Here is a 21,302-nt window from a genome sequence, read left to right on the forward strand (position 1 = left end):
GAGGCGGATGTGAATCTCTACATTGTTATAAACCCCGACTTGTGTATAGGATGCAGGACATGCGAAGCGTCCTGCATCGGGGTTCACAAGAAAGCGGGACTGCAAAGCGCTTCCCGTCTCGCGGTTGTGGAAACGAAGCGCGTTTCAGCTGCCGTCATGTGCCACCACTGCGAGAGCGCACCCTGCCTCGCCGTGTGCCCGATAGGCGTTATCAGCCGCGAGGACGGCGTTGTCCGCGTCGACGAGCAGCGTTGCATCGGATGCAAGATGTGCGCGATAGCCTGCCCTTATGGGGCGATTACGCCCTCGGGCACGTCCGTTGCGGGCGTTGAGGGCATACGCTATCGGACGCCGACGTATTCGGCTTCGATCAGTCCTTTGCTCGAGTGGGAGATAGGGGTTGCAACCTGCGCGGTGAAATGCGATCTATGCGCAGGTTTGTCGGCGAGTCCCCGATGCGTCGAATCCTGCTTAACGGGCGCCCTCTCCCTGATCGACCAAGGGGATTTGAATGCCGAAGTGCGCGGTAAGAGACATCATGCTGCAGAGGAGCTCGAATCCGTGTCGGTGGAATGCTCGAAGGTTCGGAGGTCGCAATGAATTTGACGCTACTGAGCGCGGCGGGTGTTTTCTCGATTGCGGGCGCGCTTCTCTCGCTTGTGCTGTACCGCCGAGAAAGCGTTGCCAAGATTCTCTCATGTTGCTGCGGAGTCGCCTCATCGGTTCTCGCTCTCGGCTTCGGGCTGCTGTCGATGTTCGGGCCGGCGCAGGTTTTTCGCATGGCGAGCCCGTTCGAGTTCGCCGACTTCTCGGTTTCGTGCAACCCCTTGTCGGGTTTGCTGATCGCGGTAATCGCCGTTCTGGCTATCGCGGCATGGATATACGGGTTCTCGTATTTCGACGAGTATCGAGGTCGCGGCATCGGGAAAATCGGGTTCTACATGAACCTGTTCGTCATATCGATGATTTTCGTTGTGGCGGTCGACAATGCGTTCTGGTTCCTCGTGTTTTTCGAGCTCATGTCTCTGACGTCGTATTTCCTCGTCGTGTTCGATCGGTCTGAGCAGGCGCAACGGGGCGGGTTCGTGTACTTCGTCATGGCTCATATCGGGTTTCTTATGATCATGATCGCCTTTCTTATCATGGCGAACGCTGCGGGGGGAAGTTTCGAATTCGCTGATCTTAGGGCGGTCTCGGTAGCTCCCGCTGTTGCTTCGGTGGTTTTCATGCTCGCGTTTCTCGGGTTCGGCATCAAAGCCGGCATGGTTCCCTTCCATTCATGGCTTCCGCTCGCTCATCCCGAAGCGCCCTCAAACGTTTCGGCCCTCATGTCGGGCGGCATGGTCAAGATCGGTATTTTCGGTATCGTGAAGGTGTGCTTCGACCTGCTCGGCGCATCGGGCTGCCAGCTGTGGTGGGGCTTTATCGTCGTGGTGTTCGGCGCGGTGTCGGCGGTGTTCGGCATTGCGTACGCCGTTGCGGAACGGGACATCAAAAGAACGCTCGCGTACTGTTCGGTTGAGAATATAGGAATCATCCTTATCGGAGTCGGCACGGCGATTGCGGCAACGGCTCTCGATCAGCCGGTGATCGCCGCACTGGGGCTTCTGGCGGGGCTGTATCACCTTCTCAACCACGCGATGTTCAAAGGAGCGCTCTTTTTGAGCGCTGGGTCGGCGATCTTCAGGGTGCACACGCGTTCCCTCGACGCTATGGGCGGTCTCGCCCATAGGATGCCCTGGACGGCGGCGGTGTTCCTCATCGCATCGGTTGCCATATGCGCCATACCTCCCCTGAACGGATTCGCTTCGGAATGGATCACCTATCAGTCGCTGCTCAGCATTTCGTTCGATGCGGCGCCTCTTGTGAAAACGGTCGCCGTTCTGGCTGCAGCGTCCCTCGCCGTTTCGGGCGCGTTGGCCATCGTGTGTTTCGTGAAGGCGTACGGCGTCGCTTTCACGGGTGCGCCGCGATCCGATCGGGCGCGCGCTTCGCGCGAAGCGCCTGCATCCATGGTTGTGGCAAGCGTCTTGCTTGTCGTTATCTGCATCGGGCTCGGCGTGGGAGCTGCTTGGGTTGCGCCCGCTATCCAGGGCATTGCGGCATCCGTGCTCGGTACGGCTGTTGGGGCAAGTGCGGTGGCGGTGGGCTCGGAGCTCGTGAATCCCTTATCGGGTACCGGGGTATCCCTGATCCTTATAGCGGCGTTGCTCGCGTTGTTCGTGTTGTTGCTTGCGGGGTTGCGTTCGCTCGCTCGACACAGAGCGGGGATTGGGTTGAGGGACGATCCGTGGGATTGCGGTTATCTCCCCGAAGCGGAAATGCCCGCGGCAACGACGTCTTTCGCTTCGGCTGCGCGGATGTTTTTCGAAGCCCTGTACCGCATCAGAGAGCTGGCGTCCGCCCAGAAGGAAAAAGTCCTCTGTCTGTACGAGCGCTTCGTCGGGGGAATCAGAAAGGTCGAACCGTTTGCCGACCGGTATGTCGTCGACGGGGTGATCAAGGTTGTCGATCGATTGAGTCAGGTGGCGCAAAAGGTCGAAGGCGGCGATTACCGCGTGTACATATCGTACGTCGTCGGGGCGCTCGTTTTCTTTCTGATACTGACCGTCGTGATCGGGTAAGCGGGGAAACCATGAACGAGATACTGTTAGCAATCATTCAGCCCGTGCTCCTTCTGCTCGCGGCACCGTTGTTCTCGGGTGTGAGCAGGGTATTGCGTGCCAAGATGCATACGAGGAGGGGGCCGAGCGTCTTTCAGGATTATTACGATTTGATCAAACTGTTCAAGCGGGAAGACGTGCGTACGCGAGATTCGGGTGCACCGTTTCGGATCATGCCCGTGCTCTTTTTGGCAACCGTGCTGCTCCTTGCCATGGGCGTGCCGATGATCACGCGGTTCTGCCCGATCCCTGCGCTCGGCGATTTCATCGTGGTCGTGTACCTGCTCGCCCTCCCGCGCTTCTTCTTCGCTTTGTCTTCCATCGACAGTTCGGGGTCGTATCCGGGCGTCGGCGGTATCAGGGAGTTACTTGCGAGCTCCCTGATCGAGCCTTCGATGATCATCGCGCTGTTCGCCGTGGCGATCGCCACGGGGTGTTCCAATATCGGGGATATGGGCAACGCTCTTGCAACGCTTTCGTTTACGTCTCCCATAGCGATGGTCGTTGCGGCTTTCGCGTTCTGCATTGCCTGCTATATGGAATTGGGCAAGCTTCCCTACGACGTGGCCGAGGCGGAGCAAGAGCTCCAAGAAGGACCCCTCGCAGAGTATTCAGGCCCTTCTTTGGCCATGATCAAGCTGGCGATGTCGCTCAAGCAGATCATCGTGATCAGCATGGTGCTCGCCATTTTCTTCCCGTTCGGGAGCGCTGTCGATATGGCGCCGGCTTCCTTGGCGCTCGGCTTGCTGGCTTTCCTTGTGAAGATGTCGATCGTGTTTACGGTGTGCGCCCTGATCGAGAACACGGTCGTGCGCGTACGTTTCAAACTGCTTTCTCAGCATACGTGGATGGTGGTGGGCTGTTCGGTCCTGTCGCTCGCATTCCTCGTTATGGGCATTTAAGTGGAAGGGGTGATGGGGATGGTTTCGGGAGTCGAGATGGCGATATTTCCTCTCTTGGCGATATTGGTGCCCTTCGCGGGCATGGTGCTTATCCTTGCGCTGCCGCGGAAGGCGGCGCGGTGGATATGTGCGGTTGCTGCGGGAGCTTCGCTGCTCGCCTGCTTGGCAGCCGCTGCGCTTTATGCCCAAGGCGGCATGCAGGCTGCATCGATACCGTGGTTTTCGTTCGGTTCGGTGGTTGCATTCGGCTTCACCGTCGACGGCATGAGCACGCTTCTGGCGTCGGCGTTCGTGGGCATCGGCTTTTTGGTGACCGTATACTCGTTCGCCTATCTGAACAAGGGGAACAGAGAGCATCCCGACGAGCACAAGAAGCGGTTCTATGCGGTTTTCATCGCATTCATCGGCGCGATGGCCGGTCTTGTTTTCAGTTCGACGATACTCGGCCAGCTCGTGTTCTTCGAAATCACCGGTGCGTGTTCGTGGTCCCTTATCGGCTACTACAACAACGACACCTCGAAAAAGTCGGCGATGAAAGCGCTTATCATCACGCACATCGCATCGCTTGGGCTCTACTGCGGTGCCGCCGTGCTCTTCCTTCAGACGGGCTCCTTCGAGCTTCAGGCGATCGCGCAGCTCGACGGGGGATGGAAGATGTTCGTCCTCATCGCGATCCTCGTCGCCGCATGGGGCAAATCGGCGCAGCTTCCGTTCTACATGTGGCTTCCCTCGGCCATGGAGGCTCCGACGCCCGTTTCGGCGTATCTTCACGGTGCGTCGATGGTGAAGGTGGGCGTGTATATTTTTGCCCGGGCTCTCTTGTGCGCGGGACCCGTTCCCGTCGAGGTCGGTTGGGTCGTGGTCGTCGGCGCCATCGTTACCATGGTGTTCAGCTTCCTCATGTACCTGCCGCAGAAAGACATCAAGCGGCTCTTGGCGTATTCGACCATCGCGCAGCTTTCGTATATGTTTCTCGGCTTCGGGTTCGCCATCTTCGGATCGCAGCTTGCCATGCAGGGCGGTATCGCCCATATCTTCAACCATGCGTTCGCCAAGACCCTGTTCTTTTTGGTGGCGGGTGCGCTGAGCTACACGATGGGAACGCGTTTGCTGACGAAATTCAGAGGCCTCTCATCGAAAATGCCGCTTTTGGCGATCGCATTCGCTTTCGGTGCGCTGGCGATCGGCGGCCTTCCCCCGTTCGGTCCGTTTTTCAGCAAGTTCATGATACTGGCCGGCGGGTTCGAAATCTCATCACAAAGCGTGTTGTTGCTGGTGATCGTTATCGTTGCGATCGTTGAATCGCTCTGTTCGTTCGCGTGGTTCCTGAAATGGATGGGTTCGGTTGTTTCCGGCACCCCGTCCGAAACGGTTGAGGAGGCAAGCCCGCTTCCAAAGCCCATGGCCGTGGTGTTTGTCGTGCTTATGGTAATGACGGTCTGCTCTGGGTTCATTGCAGTAGCTTGGTTGGGTTAGGTGATGTCATGTCTGCATATGCTTGGGTAAACGCTTTGGGGGGCCTGCTCATTGTCACGTCGACGATGGTGGTCCTTGCCCGATCGGTCAAGAAATCGGCGATTCTCTATGCGCTGCAATCGTTTGTTCTCGTGCTGCTGCTTGTTTCGCTTGCGTTTGCGACCGACTCGGAAGTTTTGTTCATGTGGTCCGCGTCGGCCTTCATCACCAAGGTCGTTCTCGTGCCGGGTATGCTGCTGTTCCTGCAAAGGAAGCTTGGAGCCGATTCGCAAGATCTCGGCGAGCGCCTCTCGCCGTTCAAGAGCATTACGCTCATCGCTCTTGAGGTGCTGATCTGCTTTGCGGCGATTCAGGGCGTCGACCTCTATACGGCAGCAGAGGTGAAGCCGGCGCTCGCCATATCGCTTGCGCATTTCTTCATCGGTTTGACCTGCATCGTTTCGCAACGCAACATCGTGAAGCAGATTTTCGGGTACTGCCTGATGGAAAACGGCTCGCATGTGACGTTGGCGCTCCTTGCGCCCCAGGCGCCCGAGCTTGTTGAAATCGGCATCGCAACCGATGCCATCTTCGCCGTTCTTATCATGGTTCTCATGGTCTTGAAGATCTACAAGACGACGAAAACGCTCGATACCCGCGACCTTATGGAACTGAGGGGATAGGAAATGGATACTTCAAGCTTGCTGCTGATTACGATGGCAACGCCGCTTGTGGCCTGTCTGCTGATAGCGGTTCTTCCCCTCAAGCTTCCCCGTGCCGTGTTCGAAGCGATTCACGTCGTATCGATTGCGGTGACGTTTCTGGCGAGCCTTTTTATCGTGGCTTCCGTGTTCGCAGGCGCAGGCTCCGTGGAAGTCATCGATGTGTGGTTCCAGGTCGATGCGCTCAGTGCGGTCTTCCTCGGTTTGGTGAGCACGGTCGTGTTGCTGACGGGCTTATGCTCGGTTTCCTACATTCGGTTCGACAGCAGGGAGGGGCGGCTCGATGCCTCCCAGGTGAAGCGGTTCTATGCCTTCTTCAGCCTGTTCGTGTTCACCATGCTTTTGGTGGTGACATCGAACAACGTGATCATGATGTGGGTTGCCATTGAGGCGACCACGCTGTCGACCGTGTTTCTCGTGGGGTCGTACAACACCAAGATCTCGCTTGAGGCGGCGTGGAAGTACCTGATCGTTTGCACGGCGGGTGTTGCGTTCGGTCTGTATGGGACGCTGCTTGTGTACGCCAACGCGGCCGATATCATGGCCGATCCGCACCAGGCCGTGTTCTGGACGTCGCTCGTGCCGTATGCCGCCCAATTCGATTCGGCGCTCATCAGGATAGCCTTCGTGTTCGCCGCCATCGGATTCGGTACCAAGGCGGGGTTGTTCCCCATGCACACCTGGATGCCCGATGCCTATTCGCAGGCTCCGAGTCCTCTTTCGGGCTTGATGTCGGGCGCGTTGGCCAAGTGCGCGATGCTCGTGCTCATCCGATTCTATATTCTGGCCGTTCAGGCGGTCGGCCCCGAGTTTCCCCAAACCGTGATGCTCATACTGGGTGCGGCTTCGATCGTCTTCAGCGCGTTCGCTCTTTTCTCCCAGTCCGATCTCAAGCGCAAGCTTGCCTACAGTTCGTGCGAGAACATCGGCATCGTCGCCCTTTGCCTTGGCTTCGGTGGACCGCTCGGCATCGCCGCCGCGCTGCTCCACTGCATATTCCACGGCTTGGCAAAGGCGCTCATGTTCTGCCTGTCCGGAAACGTGGCGATGAAGTTCAAGACGAGCAATCTCGAGAAGATCGGCGGTATCGTGCAGGTGGCCCCCGTTACGGCGGTTCTGCTCGGTGCGGGATTGTTCGCCCTTTCGGGGTTCCCGCCTTTCGCGTTGTTCCTCAGCGAAGTATTGACGGTGATATCCGGGATTTACGCAGGATACCTTTGGCTCGTCATCCCGATATGCTTGGCGCTGACCGTTGTGATAGCCGCCTTCAGCCTGGTATTTTTGCGCTCCGTGCTCGGGAAGGCTCCCGACTCCGTGAAGAAGAAGGATGTGGGGGCATTGATGATTGTTCCCGAGATGGTATTCATCGCTTTGCTTCTGTGGTTCGGTATCGCCTTGCCCGCGCCGGTGATAAGCGGCGTCGGGTCGGCTACGGCGATAGTCATGCAGGAGGATGCGTCGCACCTCTACGAGATACCGGTTCTCGGAGAAGTGCTTTATGCGGCAGACGCGGCAACGCAACCGATCGAATAGGAGGCTCTCGTGAGCAAACGAGGCGGAAACAAAGACAAGCGATGCGGCTCGACCCACGTCGAAGTGATACGCAGGCAGTTCCACGGCGCTCTCGTAAGCGAGGAATGGCAATCGGAGGAGCAGGTAACGATGACGATTCGGGCGGATTCGGTGCCCGATGTCGTTCAGTTTCTGTACTACCGCAGGGGCGGTTGGCTGTCGGTCGTGGTCGGCAACGACGAGCGGCCGATCAATGGCAACTTCGCCCTCTACTACGTGTTGTCCATGGAAGAGGTCGATCGGTGCATATGCGTGATCCGGAGCGAAATATCCCCCGAAGCGGGAGCATTTCCGTCCGTTGCGGCGCGGGTTCCCGCGTGCGTTTGGGGCGAGCGCGAGGTGCGCGATATGTTCGGCCTCACGCCTATCGGCTTGCCCGACGAGCGCAGGCTCGTCCTTCCCGACGATTGGCCGGAGGGGCTCTACCCCCTGCGCAAAGACTCGATGGACTACCGTCATCGCCCCGAGCTTGCGGCCGATCTCGAGAACTATGAATTCCTGAACAGGGCTGAGCCGGGAACGACGACGGTCATCCCCATGGGTCCCTTGCATATTACCTCCGATGAACCCGGGCATTTCAGGCTGTTCGTCGAAGGCGAGCATATCGTCGATGCCGACTATCGGATGTTTTACGTTCATCGAGGTATGGAGAAGGTCGCCGAAACGCGTATGACGTACGATTCGGTTCCGTTTTTGGCCGATCGCATCTGCGGTATTTGCGGCTGCGCCCATTCGGTTGCTTACGCCGAATCGGTCGAGAACTCGCAGGGAATCGCGGTGCCCGAGCGGGCCCAGGTGATTCGCTCGATATTGCTTGAGGTTGAAAGACTGCACTCCCATCTGCTCAATCTGGGGCTCGTGTGCCATTTCTGCGGGTTCGATACCGGGTTCATGCACTTCTTCCGCGTAAGGGAAAAAGCGATGGATCTTGCGGAGATGCTGACAGGTGCGCGCAAAACGTACGGTTTGAACTTGATCGGCGGAGTACGGCGCGACATCCTCGCCGATCAGAGCATGAAGACGATCGCGATGCTCGCCGAGCTTCGGCGGGAAACCGAACAGCTGGTCGAAGCGCTGCTGTCGACCGCCAACTTCGAGAGCCGTACGGCGGGCATCGGCATTCTGGATCCCGCAGTAGCGCGCGACTACAGTCCCGTCGGGCCGACGGTGCGGGGGAGCGGGTTCGCGCGGGACACGCGTTTCGACCACCCGTTTGACGGCTACAAGCGAACCGACAAGGTTGCCCGCGTGCACGACGGATGCGACGTGAAGAGCCGTACGCTCGTCCGGGTCGAGGAATTCTTCGACAGTCTCGACATGATACAGTCGTGGCTTGAAAACACCCCGTCCGGCCCCATCCTGAACGAGTCGTGGGAATATAAACCGCATCGGTTCGCAGTCGGTTTCACCGAAGCTCCTCGCGGCGAGGATTTGCATTGGTCCATGACGGGCGATAACCAGAAGTGCTATCGCTGGAGGGCGAAGGCCTCTACCTATAGCAACTGGCCCGTTCTCCGGTCGATGCTCAGAGGCAATACGATAGCCGACGCGGCGGTCATCGTGGGCAGCATCGATCCCTGCTATTCATGTACCGACCGGGTAACCGTTGTCGATATCGGGAAGAAATCGCAGGTGGTTATAACGAAGCAGGAGCTTGAGGACTACTGTCGGGATCGAAGCCGATCGCCGCTTTCGGGTCGGGGATAAGGAGTCGCGGCAATGTTGAAAACCCTGAAAGGAATTCTGAAAACAGGCGATGCCACCGTCAGATACCCCTTTGCGCCTATCGAGCAGGCTCCCGACGTTCGGGGTAAGCCGGAGCATGATGCCCCGAACTGCATCGCATGTGCGGCTTGCGCCGTGGCATGCCCGCCGAACGCCATTCAGATGAAAGTCGATGTGCATGCGGGCACGGTAACGTGGACGATCAACTACGGCAGGTGCATTTTCTGCGGACGGTGCGAAGAAGTCTGCCCCGTTGACGCTATCAGGCTCGGATCCGAATTCGAGTTGGCGGTTATGAGCAAGGCCGATTTGCAGGATTCGTGCACCTATCGGCTGCAAAGGTGCTCCGATTGCGGCGAATACTTCGCTTCGCGCAAAGAAGTCGAGTACGTTGCCGCCGTTTTGGATCGGATCGGCGGCAACGGCGCTTCGGGTGATTCGATCGACAGGTGCCTATCGTGCAAGCAGAAAAACGATGCGCTTGCATGCAAAGACCGTATTCGAGAGAGGAGGCAGGCATGATCGAGCAAGGTATTCCCACTCAGCTGCAAGCGCAACTCGAGCCGAAGAAGCTCAGCGAAGATATCGAGCGCGCCAAAGCTACGCTGTTGAAAAGCATCAAGCGATCCGTGTACGTGTACCGAGTCGACTGCGGGGGATGCAACGCATGCGAAATCGAGATATTCTCTTCGATCACACCGGTTTTCGATGTGGAACGTTTCGGCATCAAGGTGGTTCCCACCCCGCGCCACGCCGACATTCTCGTGTATACCGGAGCGGTGACCAGGGCTATGAGGCTGCCGGCCATGCGGGCCTACGAAGCCGCCCCCGATCCGAAGATCATCGTTTCGTACGGTGCATGCGGCTGCACGGGCGGCATCTTCCACGACAATTATTGCGTTTGGGGAGGCACCGACAAGCTGTTTCCCGTCGACGTGTACATCCCCGGATGCCCGCCGACTCCGGCGCAAACGGTATACGGGTTCGCCATGGCGCTCGGGATGCTCGATCAGAAACAGCACGCAGTCAACGAGACGGAGGCCGAAGGCGAGCGCGCTTCGCTCAAATTCGAACGTATTCCCTATCGTCTCAGGGTCGAACTCGAACGGGAGGCGCGTCGCCTTTCGGGGTACCGCCAGGGTGGCGATATGTGCGATGCGTTCCTTGCCGCGCTCGACAACAGCGAGACCGACGCCATGAAGGAAGTCGCTTCGCTGCTGGCGGCACAGAAGGATCCGCGTAAGGTTGAGGTGCTGACCGAGCTCAAGAATCTGCTTGAGTCGAGAATCGTGGGAGGCTGACATGGGAGGCCAGGTTGTCATATACCAACTTACGGCAAAGCTGGTCGACAGTGAGATAGATATCCCGAAAGATGCTCAGGACATCATGTACTACACGTTGTCGGTGGGGCACCATACGGGCGTTATGGATTGCTTCGCTGCGAAGCTGTCCTGCCCGATCGAGACCTTCCGATCGGTTTTGGACAACATATCCGATAGCTTGGCGCGTTCGAAGCTCGAGGGGATATTGCGGTTCGGTGAGATCCAGATCGACAAAAGCCACCTGCCGGTGCTCAAGCCCGCGATCAAGCACACGTTGCGTGAGCTCTATGTGAGAAAGGATACGAATCCCTACTCGGCGGAAATCTCGTGGATGAGCGATTTCGCGCAGCTGCTCGATGCGACGGAGCGGGAGACGGCGATGTATCTTATGGGGAGGAGGATCGATGCCTGACAAGGTCTTGCTCACGGTCGGCAGCGTTCTGCGCGGAGACGACGCCCTGGGGCCGATGCTCGCAAAGATGATGGTGGACGGCCCTGATACGGGATGGACCGTCATCGACGGCGGCCAGACGCCCGAAGACGAGTTGCGGACGATCAGGCGCATGGTCCCCGAAGTCGTCGTGGTGGTAGACGCCGCCGATATGGGTCTCGAGACGGGTGCGATCCGTCGTCTGACGGCCGCAGACGTTGCCGAAAGCTTCCTCATCACAACCCATGCGCTTCCCATGACGTTTCTTCTTGACCAGCTGAACCAATCGGCTGGCAACGTCGTTTTTCTCGGAGTCCAGCCCGAGGATACGACGTTCTTCAATCCTTTGACCTCCGCTGTCAAGCGGGCGGTCGAAGAGCTTTACGACCGCTTTGCGGACGGGGGGAACCTCGAGACGTATCCCCTGTACAAGCAGGCGACCTCGGACAAAAACAGCAGATGAAAGGAACGGCCATGATGATAGATGCCCAGATGCCGACACGGATCGTTTTCGGAGCGGGTCGATTGGACGAACTGGCGTCGTTGGACCTTCCGGGATCCCACGCGCTTGTATGCACAACGGGAAGCGCAAGGCCCGAGAGAAAGGCGTTGCTCGGAAGGGTCATCCGCCTGCTCGACGGAGCCGAGGTGGAAGCAACGGTGTATGAGGGAATAACGCCGAATCCGACGATCGGCGAAGTGAGGGAGGCGTGCGCTTTGGCAAAGGAGCGCGGCTGCGACTTCGTGGTGGGCCTCGGGGGCGGAAGCAGTATCGATGCAGCCAAAGCGGTTGCGATGATGATGAGGCAAGACGGCGATCTTTGGGATTATGCCTATACGGGCAGCGGCGGAAAGAAGGAAATCGTCGACGCCGCTCCCGTGGTCGCCATATCCACGACGGCGGGAACCGGGACCGAAACCGATCCGTACAGCGTTATCACAAAGACCGAAACGGGTGAGAAGCTCGATTTTGCAGCTGATGCCCTGTACCCGACCGTCTCCATCATCGATCCCGAGCTTATGCTTTCGCTGCCGAGAGATCAGACCATCTATCAGGGAATCGATGCGCTGTTCCATGCGGCGGAGTGCGCGATCACCAACAGGGGAGTGAATCGGCTCGTCGATGTATTCGCCCTCGAATCCATTTCGAGCGTTCTGACTTGGTTGCCGGTCGTCGTGGAAGATCCGAGCAACATCGAGGGCAGGACGATGCTCGCTTACGCGGCCGACATCTGCAGCGGCTACACGCAATCCCTCATCAACACCACCTCGCACCATATCATCGCCCAAACGATCGGCGGCATGTTCCCCTCGGTCGCTCACGGTGCGAGCCTGATCATGATCGCGGAGGAATACTACAGGCGCATCGCCGCCTTTGTTCCCGACGAACTCGATCGGGTCGGCATGTACCTCGGCGTCGATTCGTGCGGTTATCCAGCGGGGCAGTCCTTCGCGGTTGGCTTGGCAGGCTTTTTCGACCGCCTCGGCGTACGCGGGCTCTCGATGGCGGACTGCGGCATCGCGTGGGACGATCTGCCCGCTATAGCCGATGCAGCGGTTAACCGCACCGGCATCGCCGATGTCGATTTATACACGCTGACCGAAGAAGACGTGCTGGGAATTCTGCAGAGATCGTATCGCTAGGGGTTCGATGGACGGCAGCGGATACAGAGAGATGCACGAGGTCTGGTACGTAGAGGGAACCAGCTGGTCGCCGGTTGTCGAAGCCGTGGCGCGCGAGGAGGCTGTCGGAATCTATTGCGATGGCCTCCTCGTTGAGGAAATATCGTGCACCCCCGAGGACTTGGAAGATCTCGCAGTCGGGTACGTGTTCACTTCGGGAGTGCTTGCCGACCTCGACGAGTGTTCCTGTATCGAGGCTGTTTCCGGGAATCGCCGCTTCGGGATCCGGCCGTGCGACCTCCGAGCGCTTTGCGCTTCAAGAGCCGCTCAGGCACTTCGATCGCGCGGCATCGAAGCGGACGGAGCGCCGTTCGGCGTTTCTCCCGAGGCGGTGCATCGGGCAAGCTTCGCGCTGCTCGACGCACAGCGTATGCATCGAGGTACGGGTGCCACCCATGCTGCGGCCTTCGCCGATTTCGAAGGCCGGTATCGCTGCGTGAGGGAAGATATCGGCAGGCATAACGCGGTCGACAAGTTGATCGGTGCTTTGCTGCGAGAAGGAGTCGACCCCCTCAGCGGATTCGTTCACCTTTCAAGCAGGTGTGCCTTGGATTTGGTGAGGAAGTGCGCAACGTACGGAATACGGCTCGTCTCCACCGTTTCGGCGCCCACCTCCGCCGTTCTCGAATTTGCCGATGAGCGAGGAATCACGCTTTGCGCTTTTGCCCGAAACGGGCACTTTACCGTCTACACCCATCCGGAAACCCTCGTGCGCCGATAAGCCGGTTGCGCGGCTTCCGCTTCGCATGCGCATTCGGCGGTGCTTCGTGCCGCATGCCCGATTGGGCATGGTGCGCCGGCTCGCCTTGTCACGCCGGCTGCGATTCGCTGCAGATCCGGGCGAGGGCTGGCGCTCTGCGCCCGGATCTGAGTTCGGCCGGTGCCAGGTCAGTCAATGCGCATGACGGAGTGCTCGGTAACGTAATCGTTTGCTTTCAGCCTGAGTGCGGAGAGCCGCGCCTCGTGCATTCTGCCGTTCCGCTCGAAATCGAGCCTGATCATGGCTTCGAGTCCGGGGGAAGCGGCAGCTCTGAAATATTCGTCGAGATCATCGTCGTCGACTTCGAGCTCGAAATGCTTTGCGACGGCATCAAGGGCGAATTGTCTGACGAGCTGATCGTTTACCTGGTTCGAAAAGTGAGCCATCAGCTGCTGTTCGGTTATGCCCTGCTGACGCATGAACGCTTCCTTCGTCGTGCCCTGTTGGGCAAGCTGCTCTTCGAATGATCGTAGGATGTCGTCGACTACGGCATCGAACACCGCAGGCGATATTTCGCCCTCGAATCGCTTCACGAGCTCGTTTGCGCTCTGCAGGTTCTTGTAGTGGCGGTACTCGACCGATTTACGCGCATAGATCGTCTCGCGAGCGTTTTCCCTCAGACCCTCGACCCCGTCGACATCGGGCATGTTCTCGCTGATCCACTGGTCGTTCAGCTCGGGAACGACCACCTTCTGTACCTTTTTGGCGGTTACCGTCGAAGTGTAATGCTCGATTTCCGGTTCGCAATTCTCGTCGAGGGTGAACCCGGGGTATTCGTAGGCGATGGTTCTGGTTTCGCCCACGTGCATCTTCAGGACCTCCTCATCGAATCCCGGAGGCATCATATCGGCGCCGGTGGTGTAGGAGCGGCTCTCCGAGCAGAGCTGATCGCACCGTACGTCGTCCTTGAACGTTTCGATCTCGAGCTCTACGAGATCGCCCCTTCTGATTTCTGCATGACTCGTGTCCTCTTCGAGATACGAGTGGCTCTGCGCAAGGGCTTCCAGATAGCGCTCGACATCCTCCTCGGTAACCTCTAGGGGCGGCACCGAGATGTGCACCGGCTCGTAGGACGAAAGCTCGAAGGAAGGCTTGAGCGTGCAGAGCGCCTTAAAGGAAAAATCGGCATCGCGAGCGAGGGTGCCGTGTTCGGTGAACGACGGTTTTCCGACGATCTGGATGCCGTTTCCCTCGGCAGCGAAGGGAAACGAATAGCTCATGACGGAGGTTGTCAGATGGTTTTCGACGACGTCTTTGCCGAGTTTCTGCGCGGCGGCTTCTTCGAGCTCTTGGCCTTCTTTCGGCGTGATGTTGCTTTGATAGGCTAAGGCTATGATGAACTGGTCGATGAGCGTATTCACATCGTTCGCGGGGATGGTGATGCCGAGGGCGGCGTGATCGTCGTCGATACGATCGTAGGTTGATTGCAGCTCCATGCTCATACTCCTTTGTATAGGGTCAAGCCATCGAGGCATGACCTCTCGACCAAGATCGCACGCGCGATTGGCCTCTACGGAACATATAGTCATCGGATGCCGCACGTATCGGAAAAGATACTCGTTCAGTATACCACAGCGGGGCGCGCATCGGATGGTCTATTATGCGTATAGGCAGGTTACATCATGTTTTTCATCAACGGCTTATCGAAGCTGACGATCTCGTGGCTGTACAGATGGTTGCGGGCTACGAGAAGGCAATCGATGTAATCGAGCATGCTGGCACCGAACAGGCGGGTGGCGTAACGGACGATGTCCTCTTCGCTGACGCGAATATCATCGAGAAGGTTGAGGAGCGCCTCGCTCACCAGCGATCGGGGTACGCCGTACACGTCTCTGAGGGTGACGGCGACGCGCGCGAAAATCTCCGGATAGGAATACGCGTGGCCGTCGGAGATGATAGCTGCAGCTTGCTTGGCTTTTTTCTTGTCGTCATTGAGCAGATAGCGCAAGATGACGCTCTCATCGATAATCGTAATCATTTTTTGGCCAACGACGAGATCCAGGCTTCGCGTTCGGTTTCACGCGCGATGGGCTTCGAATACAGATTGAGAAAGCCGAAAGCTCCGTTCCCGCCCTTTTTCTCGAAGCTCTTAATCTGGAAGGGGAACTTTTGGTCGAGCGTGCATTGCGTCAGGAAGATTCTCACCGCTTCAGACAGGCTCGTGCCCATCGAAGCGAATAAAACTTCCGATTCCGACTTCAAATCGGCGTCGATTCTCACGTGCAAAATGGTTTCTTTCATAAAACCCCCCGTAAAACGAGAAAAATGTAACACAATTGTACTACATTTGAGAAGCGGATTGATTTGGGAAACCCGGGTTTTCAAGGTGGGGAGATTTTTGCGAAAAACAGATTAAAATCAGTAATTCATCAGGCAAAATAAAATTATTAGCAAATCGCTGTGATTTCGGGCTCTCATCCTTGACAACCCATTTGGCACCAATGTAATAATGGACGGGCATCGGATGCACTATCGTTATCAGAATCCAGACTGAAATTGAGGGGGTGTAATCCGAATGACCTTAGGACTTGGTTTGCTCTATGTCGGCTGCGTTCTCTTCATGAACGGGGTTGGAACGCTTCAGAAGTGGGATCCAAAGGCTATGGCGGTGATGAATTTCTTTACCGGCGGTCTGCTCGTGGTCATCAATGCTATCAACATTGCGTGTACGGTTATGACCGTTGGCGCGAGCGGTATCGGTGCCGATTTTTACGGAATCGCTACCAACATGCTTTTTGGTTTTACCTATCTGTTCGTGGGGTGTACGAATCTTTTCCAGCTCGACGGAAGGCCGCTCGCGTGGTATTGCCTGTTCGTTGCGGTGAATACGTTGCCGTGCGCATACCTTTCGTTTATGGACGCCGATCCGATCTTCGGAGTCATATGGCTCATCTGGGGAACCTTGTGGTTGGCGTATTGGTTTGCTGGAGCAGAAATGAAGATAACCCTCGGCCCGAAGTTCATCGGCTGGTACACCGTGGTAGTGGGAATTATCACCTGTTGGATCCCTGGATACATGCTTTTGGCGGATTGGTGGAAGTTCCTGTACTAAAACGTACCGAAATCAGGGTTTTTGGGAAAACGAACCTGTTTTCCCTGTAAATCGAAGGCGAGTGAAGGCACTTGCCGAAGCGTACGGCGAAGCATGCGGCTTCGTCGAGACAGGAGGAAGAGTTATGGGCAGCATCGGAAGTATGAACAAACCTGAAAATGGCTTCTTGACAGCACTGATCCAGTTCCCCGTTCCTATCGTTAATTCACGTGCCGACATCGACAAGCAGATTGAGAGCATCGTTCGCACGCTTCACGCGACCAAGGCCGGCTATCCGGGCCTCGAGCTCATCGTATTCCCCGAGTACAGCACTCAGGGCCTCAACACCGCCAAGTGGCTGACCGAGGAATTCCTGTGCGACGTTCCCGGTCCTGAGACCGACACGTTCGGCCAGGCATGCAAAGAAGCCGGCGTCTACGGCGTATTCTCCATCATGGAGCGCAACCCCGATCCGACCAAGAACCCGTACAACACCGCCATCATCATCGATCCGAACGGCGAAATCTGCCTGAAGTATCGCAAGCTGTTCCCGTGGAACCCGATCGAGCCTTGGTATCCCGGCGATCTCGGCATGCCGGTATGCGACGGCCCTGCAGGTTCCAAGCTCGCCGTATGCATCTGCCACGACGGCATGATTCCCGAGCTTGCTCGCGAAGCCGCTTACAAGGGCTGCAACGTGTACATCCGCATTTCCGGTTACAGCACGCAGGTTAACGAGCAGTGGATCCTCACCAACCGCTCCAACGCGTGGCACAACCTCATGTACACGCTGGCCGTCAACCTGGCTGGTTACGACAACGTGTTCTACTACTTCGGCGAAGGCCAGATTACGAACTACGACGGCACCGTCCTCGTTCAGGGTCATCGCAATCCGTGGGAAATCGTTACGGGCGAAGTGTTCCCGTGCCAGGCCGATCAGGCGCGTCGTTCTTGGGGTCTCGAGAACAACATCTACAACCTCGGCCATCGCGGCTACGTTGCCCTTCCCGGCGGCGAGAGCGATGCCGGCCTGACCTACATCAAGGATCTCGCGGCTGGCAAGTACAAGCTTCCTTGGGAAGACGAGATGAAGATCAAAGACGGCAGCATCTACGGTTACCCGACGACTGGCGGTCGCTTCGGTCAGTAGTTGTTGCATCAGGCGCCGAGCTCCCGATGTGGGACTCGTGCGAGCAGGGAAGGGGCGCCCGCATATGCGGGCGCCCCCATTTTTGGAATCGATCTAAGCGCAAAGCAAGAACAACCGATCGGCGAAGCCGCGCTTTCCTACTTCACGACGATCGTGGGTACGATCTCGTTTACGGCGTTCTCCCAATCGATCTGGGTCTCAAATTGGGTGCCATCGGCTTTGGCGGGCTGGATGATCTTTTCGACGGGAACGGTGCCGAGCGTCTGCAGATCGACGAGTTCGCTTGCGACCGATTGGTCGAGCAGATCGGCTTGCCATCCCTCGGGGGAGGCTTCAGGCCGATTGACGTCGAATACGACCCAGGCGAAATTCGTCATCCAAAGTTCGACGTGCTTGCCGCCCCCCAGGTCTTTGCTGTACACCATAGCGGTGTCCGCGCTGTCCTCGGCCGCGGAATCGGAAGCTTCGGTAATCTTGAGGGTAACGAGGCTCGCCTCAGGGAAGTTGTTTGCATACACCGAAACGCCGCCATCCTCGTTATACGTTACGCTCACGCGGTCGCTCCAGTACTCGGGCAGGTCGAACTCGAAGAGATCGGTGCTGATGCGGTTTTGCGGTGCGGCGGCCTGACCGCCGTTTTCGGCGGCTTGCGTTTCAGCGGCTATCCGCTGGGCGCGCGATGCCGACTCGCGGGCCTCTTCCCGAATAAGGTTCGCATGCTCGGCATCTTTGGCGGACGTTGCTTCCTGGAGGGCGAAATAATCAAATCCATGCGAGTCGAAAGAGGTTGCATGGGCGGTCGGGGGTTTGGTGAGCGAAATCGCGAATCCGATTGCAATGACGATTGCCGCGGCGAGGATGCAGGAGATCACCACTCCTCGTGTACTGATGGTGTATGCAGGTGTTTCTTTCATGGGTATCGACTCCTTCGTGCTGTGCTCGAGGCGTCTTTTCGGGCGCTTCAAAATAGGTAATGTAATAAGGATTATAGGGAGCTGCGATGGGGCGGCGCGGCAGAGCGGGCAACCGTTTCGTCTGTGCAAGCGGGCGGTAAACGAACCGTAGCAACCGTTTCGAGCGCGCAAACGGGCGGTAAGCGAACCGTTTTAGAACGTCGTGCTTTTACGGTTTCGGAAGAGCAACAAAACAAGCCGGAGTCCGTGAAACCAGCTATGTTGGCAGCAAGACAACAAATGATTCGTTCGAACGCAAAAGGAGAACGACCATGAACGTACATGATTTCAAGGTGAAGGATTCAAAGGGCGGCATAGCCGACCTGTCGCAATACGACGGCAAGGTGCTGCTCATCGTGAATACGGCAACCAAATGCGGCCTGACCCCGCAATACGACCAACTCGAAGCGCTGTACAAGAAATACCGCGATCGGGGATTGGAGATTCTCGATTTTCCCTCGAATCAGTTCCTCAAGCAAGCGCCGGGAACCGATGAGGAGATCGAAGAGTTCTGCACCCTCAACTACGGCACGACGTTTCCGCGTTTTTCGAAGGTCGATGTGAATGGAAAAGACGCCGATCCCCTGTTTGCGTGGCTCAAAGAACAACTGCCTGACGAACAGGGCGATGCTGAGGCGGATTCGTTCGCCAAGAAGGTGAAAGCGCTCAAGCCGTTTTCCAAGAAAGGCGACATCACGTGGAACTTCGGCAAGTTTCTCATCGACCGCGACGGCAATCCGGCGGCCCGCTACGCCCCCGCCTACGCACCCGAAAAGCTCGAAGCCGATATCGAGAAGCTATTGGGATAAGCGACGATGGAATTGCAGCAGGATCGCGGCTGGGCAGAGAAGGCTTGCATGACAAAATAGCGGGATCCAAGCTATCAAAATAGAGGATTGCGCGCATAGAAATGCGGGCGGCATCGCTGTTGGATGCTCGTCCGCATTTTTTACGCGCGCTAGAGGATTTCTCGTACGAGGAACGGGTGTTGCGCTCGGATGTTCGCCCTACCCGCTTTTTTGGCGGTTCGCGCCGCCTTCTATCCCTCGACCAAGTGCTTCGCGATCGTGCAGCCGATAAGGTAGGCGCAGGCCGAGGTGTTGCCGTCCATGTGGTAGGGGATGATGGAGGCGTCGGCGACAACGAGATCTTCTACTCCGTATACCTCGCCCCAGCCGTTGACGGCTGCACCCGCTTCGGCACCCATGCGTACCGAGCATTGATCGTGGTAGGTATGGATGAACGAGGTGCGCACGTAATCCTCGAGCTTGCCATCGTCGGCAAGCACCTCGGGCGCGGGGGCAACGAGGCTGTACGCCGCGTCGAGCTCGCCCATCTTCTCCGCCATGGGCGCGATGTAGGTGCGCAAGGCAGCCATGAGGGTCTTGACGTCGCGCTCGTCGGTGAGGAACCCGAAATCGCCGAGCATTGATTTCAGCGGATCGGCGCTTTGGATCTTCAAGGTGCCGCGGCTTTCGGGGTTCACGCACAGTACGCTCAGATAGAGCGCCTGGGTCGTAGCGCCGGTTGCCATTATCTGGATGGCGCGCTCGTTCGGCTCGCCTTTGCCTTCGGGCGAGGGGAGGAATGCTCCGCCGTGGATTTTCGCGTTTGCATCGTTTTCTGCCAGTTCGGCGATATCGTCAGGATTGACGGAGAGCACGGCACCCACGTAAGCGTCGTCGGCCAGGTGACGGCCAACGTGCTGGTTGTCGGCAACGAGGGCCACGCCCGCCTCGGCGAGTTCGTGCTCCGGACCGACTCCCGATACCAGCAGCAGCTTGGCGCTATGGATGCCCGCGCATACGATGACCTTCTTCGAGGCAACGGCTTCGCGCTGTTCGCCGCGCTCAATGAAGCGGACGCCCACGGCGCGGGTGCCGTCGAAGAGGATTTTCACGGCAGTCGATTCGAACCGGACATCGAGGCGTCTCGAGCCGGTGCTCGCTTCGGCCATCGCCGGCTCGAGGAAGGAAACCGATGCGCTTGCGCGTTGGCCGTCGGGCTTCTGGTAGAGCTGCCAGCTGCGGAAGGGGCCGATTGGGGTCGCCGGATCGTTGTAGTCTCCGATAGCGCGAAGCCCTGTAGAGTGCTCGAAGGCGACGGTCATCTTATCGACGAGCGCGGGCGTAGTGGGGTGGTTCTGGCGGATGTGCAGAAGGCCTTCTGTGCCGCGCACGTCGGGGCTGTTCGATTCGCCGAGGTAGTTCTCGAGCTCGATGAATCTCTTCGTGGCTTCGGCGAGCGACCATTGGGGGCCTGCAATCTTAGCCCACCGTTCGAGGATGAACGGGGTGGGGCGCACGTACATCTCGCCGTTCACGGACGAGCCGCCGCCTGCCGTACGACCGCCGGTGAGGGGGAAGTCGCGACCTTTCGTACCTTTCTGCGGAATGGAGGGTCCCTCGTTCCAGAAGTACTCGGGGAAGTGCCGGTACAGGTTGGCGTTGGGATCCTGGACGAGCGGATCGGCATCGTTGTTCGCTCCTGCTTCGAGCAGGAGTACCGACGTCGCACCGTCGTCGCTGAGTATTTTGGCCATAACGCTTCCGGCAGGGCCCGATCCCACCACGATGTAGTCGTACGTGTTCGCGTGCATAGCATGCCTCCCATTCTCTCGTTTGAGCATTACGGTAGCACCGTGTGGCGCGTACGGCCGGTTTCGCATCGAACCGTTGGCTGCCGTTCACGCAGTTGTTTCCGGGAGCCTGCGCGAGGCCGACGGGCGACGCGGTTCGGCCTTCTTCGGAATCCGAAGAAGATGAGGTATTCGTATGCATGAGTCCGTTGTCGCGGAGTATCTCGATTAATCATACGGGTGGAGTTCCGCCGTTCCGCTGCTGCTTGGAATCGGCACGCCTCCGTTCGGAAATCCGCCGCTGGACGTTGAAAGTCGGAATCGTCGGCCTTCCGTCAAGGCTTCGGGATGCTTGA

General features: G+C 58.0%; 21 protein-coding genes. 16 read left to right on the forward strand and 5 right to left on the reverse strand.

Annotation, left to right across the window (positions count from 1 at the left end):
• The first annotated feature begins 9 nt into the window (after window positions 1-9).
• The 13 genes from MWL89_RS02105 to fdhD are packed head-to-tail and all read left to right on the forward strand — an operon-like array spanning window position 10 to window position 13,195.
• On the forward strand, window positions 10-600 hold the full coding sequence (locus tag MWL89_RS02105; RefSeq protein WP_146040653.1) for a 4Fe-4S dicluster domain-containing protein: 591 nt from the start codon (window positions 10-12) through the stop codon (window positions 598-600).
• Window positions 597-2,624, forward strand: coding sequence for a hydrogenase 4 subunit B (gene hyfB / locus MWL89_RS02110; protein ID WP_244411576.1), 2,028 nt, complete (start codon window positions 597-599; stop codon window positions 2,622-2,624). The genes MWL89_RS02105 and hyfB overlap by 4 nt, the downstream gene beginning before the upstream one ends.
• 11 nt (window positions 2,625-2,635) lie before the next feature.
• Window positions 2,636-3,565 (forward strand): respiratory chain complex I subunit 1 family protein, encoded by a 930-nt coding sequence (locus tag MWL89_RS02115; protein WP_102379242.1) that lies wholly within the window; start codon window positions 2,636-2,638, stop codon window positions 3,563-3,565.
• A gap of 36 nt (window positions 3,566-3,601) precedes the next feature.
• On the forward strand, window positions 3,602-5,041 hold the full coding sequence (locus MWL89_RS02120) for a hydrogenase 4 subunit D (protein WP_244411577.1): 1,440 nt from the start codon (window positions 3,602-3,604) through the stop codon (window positions 5,039-5,041).
• Window positions 5,042-5,049: 8 nt separating this feature from the next.
• Window positions 5,050-5,703 carry a hydrogenase 4 membrane subunit gene (gene hyfE, locus MWL89_RS02125; RefSeq protein WP_102379240.1) on the forward strand — a complete coding sequence of 218 codons (654 nt, stop codon included), beginning with the start codon at window positions 5,050-5,052 and terminating at the stop codon, window positions 5,701-5,703.
• Window positions 5,704-5,706: 3 nt separating this feature from the next.
• Window positions 5,707-7,275, forward strand: a complete 1,569-nt coding sequence (locus MWL89_RS02130) for a hydrogenase 4 subunit F (protein ID WP_102379239.1) — start codon at window positions 5,707-5,709, stop codon at window positions 7,273-7,275.
• A 9-nt stretch (window positions 7,276-7,284) separates the two neighbouring features.
• Window positions 7,285-9,021, forward strand: coding sequence for a hydrogenase large subunit (locus MWL89_RS02135; protein WP_102379238.1), 1,737 nt, complete (start codon window positions 7,285-7,287; stop codon window positions 9,019-9,021).
• Window positions 9,022-9,033: 12 nt separating this feature from the next.
• Complete coding sequence (locus MWL89_RS02140) at window positions 9,034-9,561, forward strand: formate hydrogenlyase complex iron-sulfur subunit (protein WP_244411578.1); 528 nt, start codon at window positions 9,034-9,036, stop codon at window positions 9,559-9,561.
• Complete coding sequence (locus MWL89_RS02145) at window positions 9,558-10,340, forward strand: NADH-quinone oxidoreductase subunit B family protein (RefSeq protein WP_102379236.1); 783 nt, start codon at window positions 9,558-9,560, stop codon at window positions 10,338-10,340. Before MWL89_RS02140 ends, MWL89_RS02145 begins: the two co-directional genes overlap by 4 nt.
• A 1-nt stretch (window position 10,341) precedes the next feature.
• On the forward strand, window positions 10,342-10,773 hold the full coding sequence (locus MWL89_RS02150; protein ID WP_102379235.1) for a formate hydrogenlyase maturation HycH family protein: 432 nt from the start codon (window positions 10,342-10,344) through the stop codon (window positions 10,771-10,773).
• Entirely contained in the window at window positions 10,766-11,254 is a 489-nt protein-coding gene (hycI, locus tag MWL89_RS02155; RefSeq protein ID WP_244411579.1) for a hydrogenase maturation peptidase HycI, read from the forward strand. The genes MWL89_RS02150 and hycI overlap by 8 nt, the downstream gene beginning before the upstream one ends.
• An 11-nt stretch (window positions 11,255-11,265) precedes the next feature.
• Complete coding sequence (locus MWL89_RS02160) at window positions 11,266-12,435, forward strand: iron-containing alcohol dehydrogenase (RefSeq protein WP_102379233.1); 1,170 nt, start codon at window positions 11,266-11,268, stop codon at window positions 12,433-12,435.
• Between the two features lie 7 nt (window positions 12,436-12,442).
• Window positions 12,443-13,195: a formate dehydrogenase accessory sulfurtransferase FdhD gene (gene fdhD, locus MWL89_RS02165; protein WP_244411580.1), complete on the forward strand. Its 753-nt coding sequence runs from the start codon at window positions 12,443-12,445 to the stop codon at window positions 13,193-13,195.
• Window positions 13,196-13,362: 167 nt separating this feature from the next.
• Here fdhD and MWL89_RS02170 read toward each other — a convergent pair whose 3' ends face one another.
• The 3 genes from MWL89_RS02170 to MWL89_RS02180 all read right to left on the reverse strand — a co-directional run bounded on the left by MWL89_RS02170 (window position 13,363) and on the right by MWL89_RS02180 (window position 15,475).
• The gene (locus tag MWL89_RS02170; protein WP_244411581.1) at window positions 13,363-14,670 is read right to left on the reverse strand and encodes a trigger factor; all 1,308 of its coding nucleotides are present in this window, start codon (window positions 14,668-14,670) and stop codon (window positions 13,363-13,365) included.
• A 179-nt stretch (window positions 14,671-14,849) separates the two neighbouring features.
• Window positions 14,850-15,212: a PIN domain-containing protein gene (locus MWL89_RS02175; RefSeq protein ID WP_102379230.1), complete on the reverse strand. Its 363-nt coding sequence runs from the start codon at window positions 15,210-15,212 to the stop codon at window positions 14,850-14,852.
• Entirely contained in the window at window positions 15,209-15,475 is a 267-nt protein-coding gene (locus MWL89_RS02180; RefSeq protein WP_102379229.1) for a type II toxin-antitoxin system RelB/DinJ family antitoxin, read from the reverse strand. Before MWL89_RS02180 ends, MWL89_RS02175 begins: the two co-directional genes overlap by 4 nt.
• 274 nt (window positions 15,476-15,749) lie before the next feature.
• Between MWL89_RS02180 and MWL89_RS02185 the strand changes: the two genes are divergently transcribed.
• A complete protein-coding gene (locus tag MWL89_RS02185) occupies window positions 15,750-16,286 on the forward strand; it encodes an AmiS/UreI family transporter (protein ID WP_102379228.1) in 537 nt (178 codons plus the stop codon).
• Between the two features lie 124 nt (window positions 16,287-16,410).
• Window positions 16,411-17,415 carry a formamidase gene (locus tag MWL89_RS02190; protein ID WP_102379629.1) on the forward strand — a complete coding sequence of 335 codons (1,005 nt, stop codon included), beginning with the start codon at window positions 16,411-16,413 and terminating at the stop codon, window positions 17,413-17,415.
• Window positions 17,416-17,552: 137 nt separating this feature from the next.
• Here the strand turns inward: MWL89_RS02190 and MWL89_RS02195 are convergent, their stop codons facing one another.
• A complete protein-coding gene (locus MWL89_RS02195) occupies window positions 17,553-18,329 on the reverse strand; it encodes a hypothetical protein (protein WP_244411582.1) in 777 nt (258 codons plus the stop codon).
• 311 nt (window positions 18,330-18,640) lie between these two features.
• Between MWL89_RS02195 and MWL89_RS02200 the strand changes: the two genes are divergently transcribed.
• Window positions 18,641-19,177: a glutathione peroxidase gene (locus MWL89_RS02200; protein WP_102379226.1), complete on the forward strand. Its 537-nt coding sequence runs from the start codon at window positions 18,641-18,643 to the stop codon at window positions 19,175-19,177.
• 230 nt (window positions 19,178-19,407) lie between these two features.
• On the opposite strand, the gene MWL89_RS02205 is transcribed toward MWL89_RS02200, so the two are convergent.
• Window positions 19,408-20,967 carry a GMC family oxidoreductase gene (locus MWL89_RS02205; protein ID WP_244411583.1) on the reverse strand — a complete coding sequence of 520 codons (1,560 nt, stop codon included), beginning with the start codon at window positions 20,965-20,967 and terminating at the stop codon, window positions 19,408-19,410.
• Window positions 20,968-21,302 lie beyond the last annotated feature (335 nt).

This window comes from Raoultibacter timonensis, assembly GCF_022845715.1.
Lineage (GTDB): Bacteria > Actinomycetota > Coriobacteriia > Coriobacteriales > Eggerthellaceae > Raoultibacter > Raoultibacter timonensis.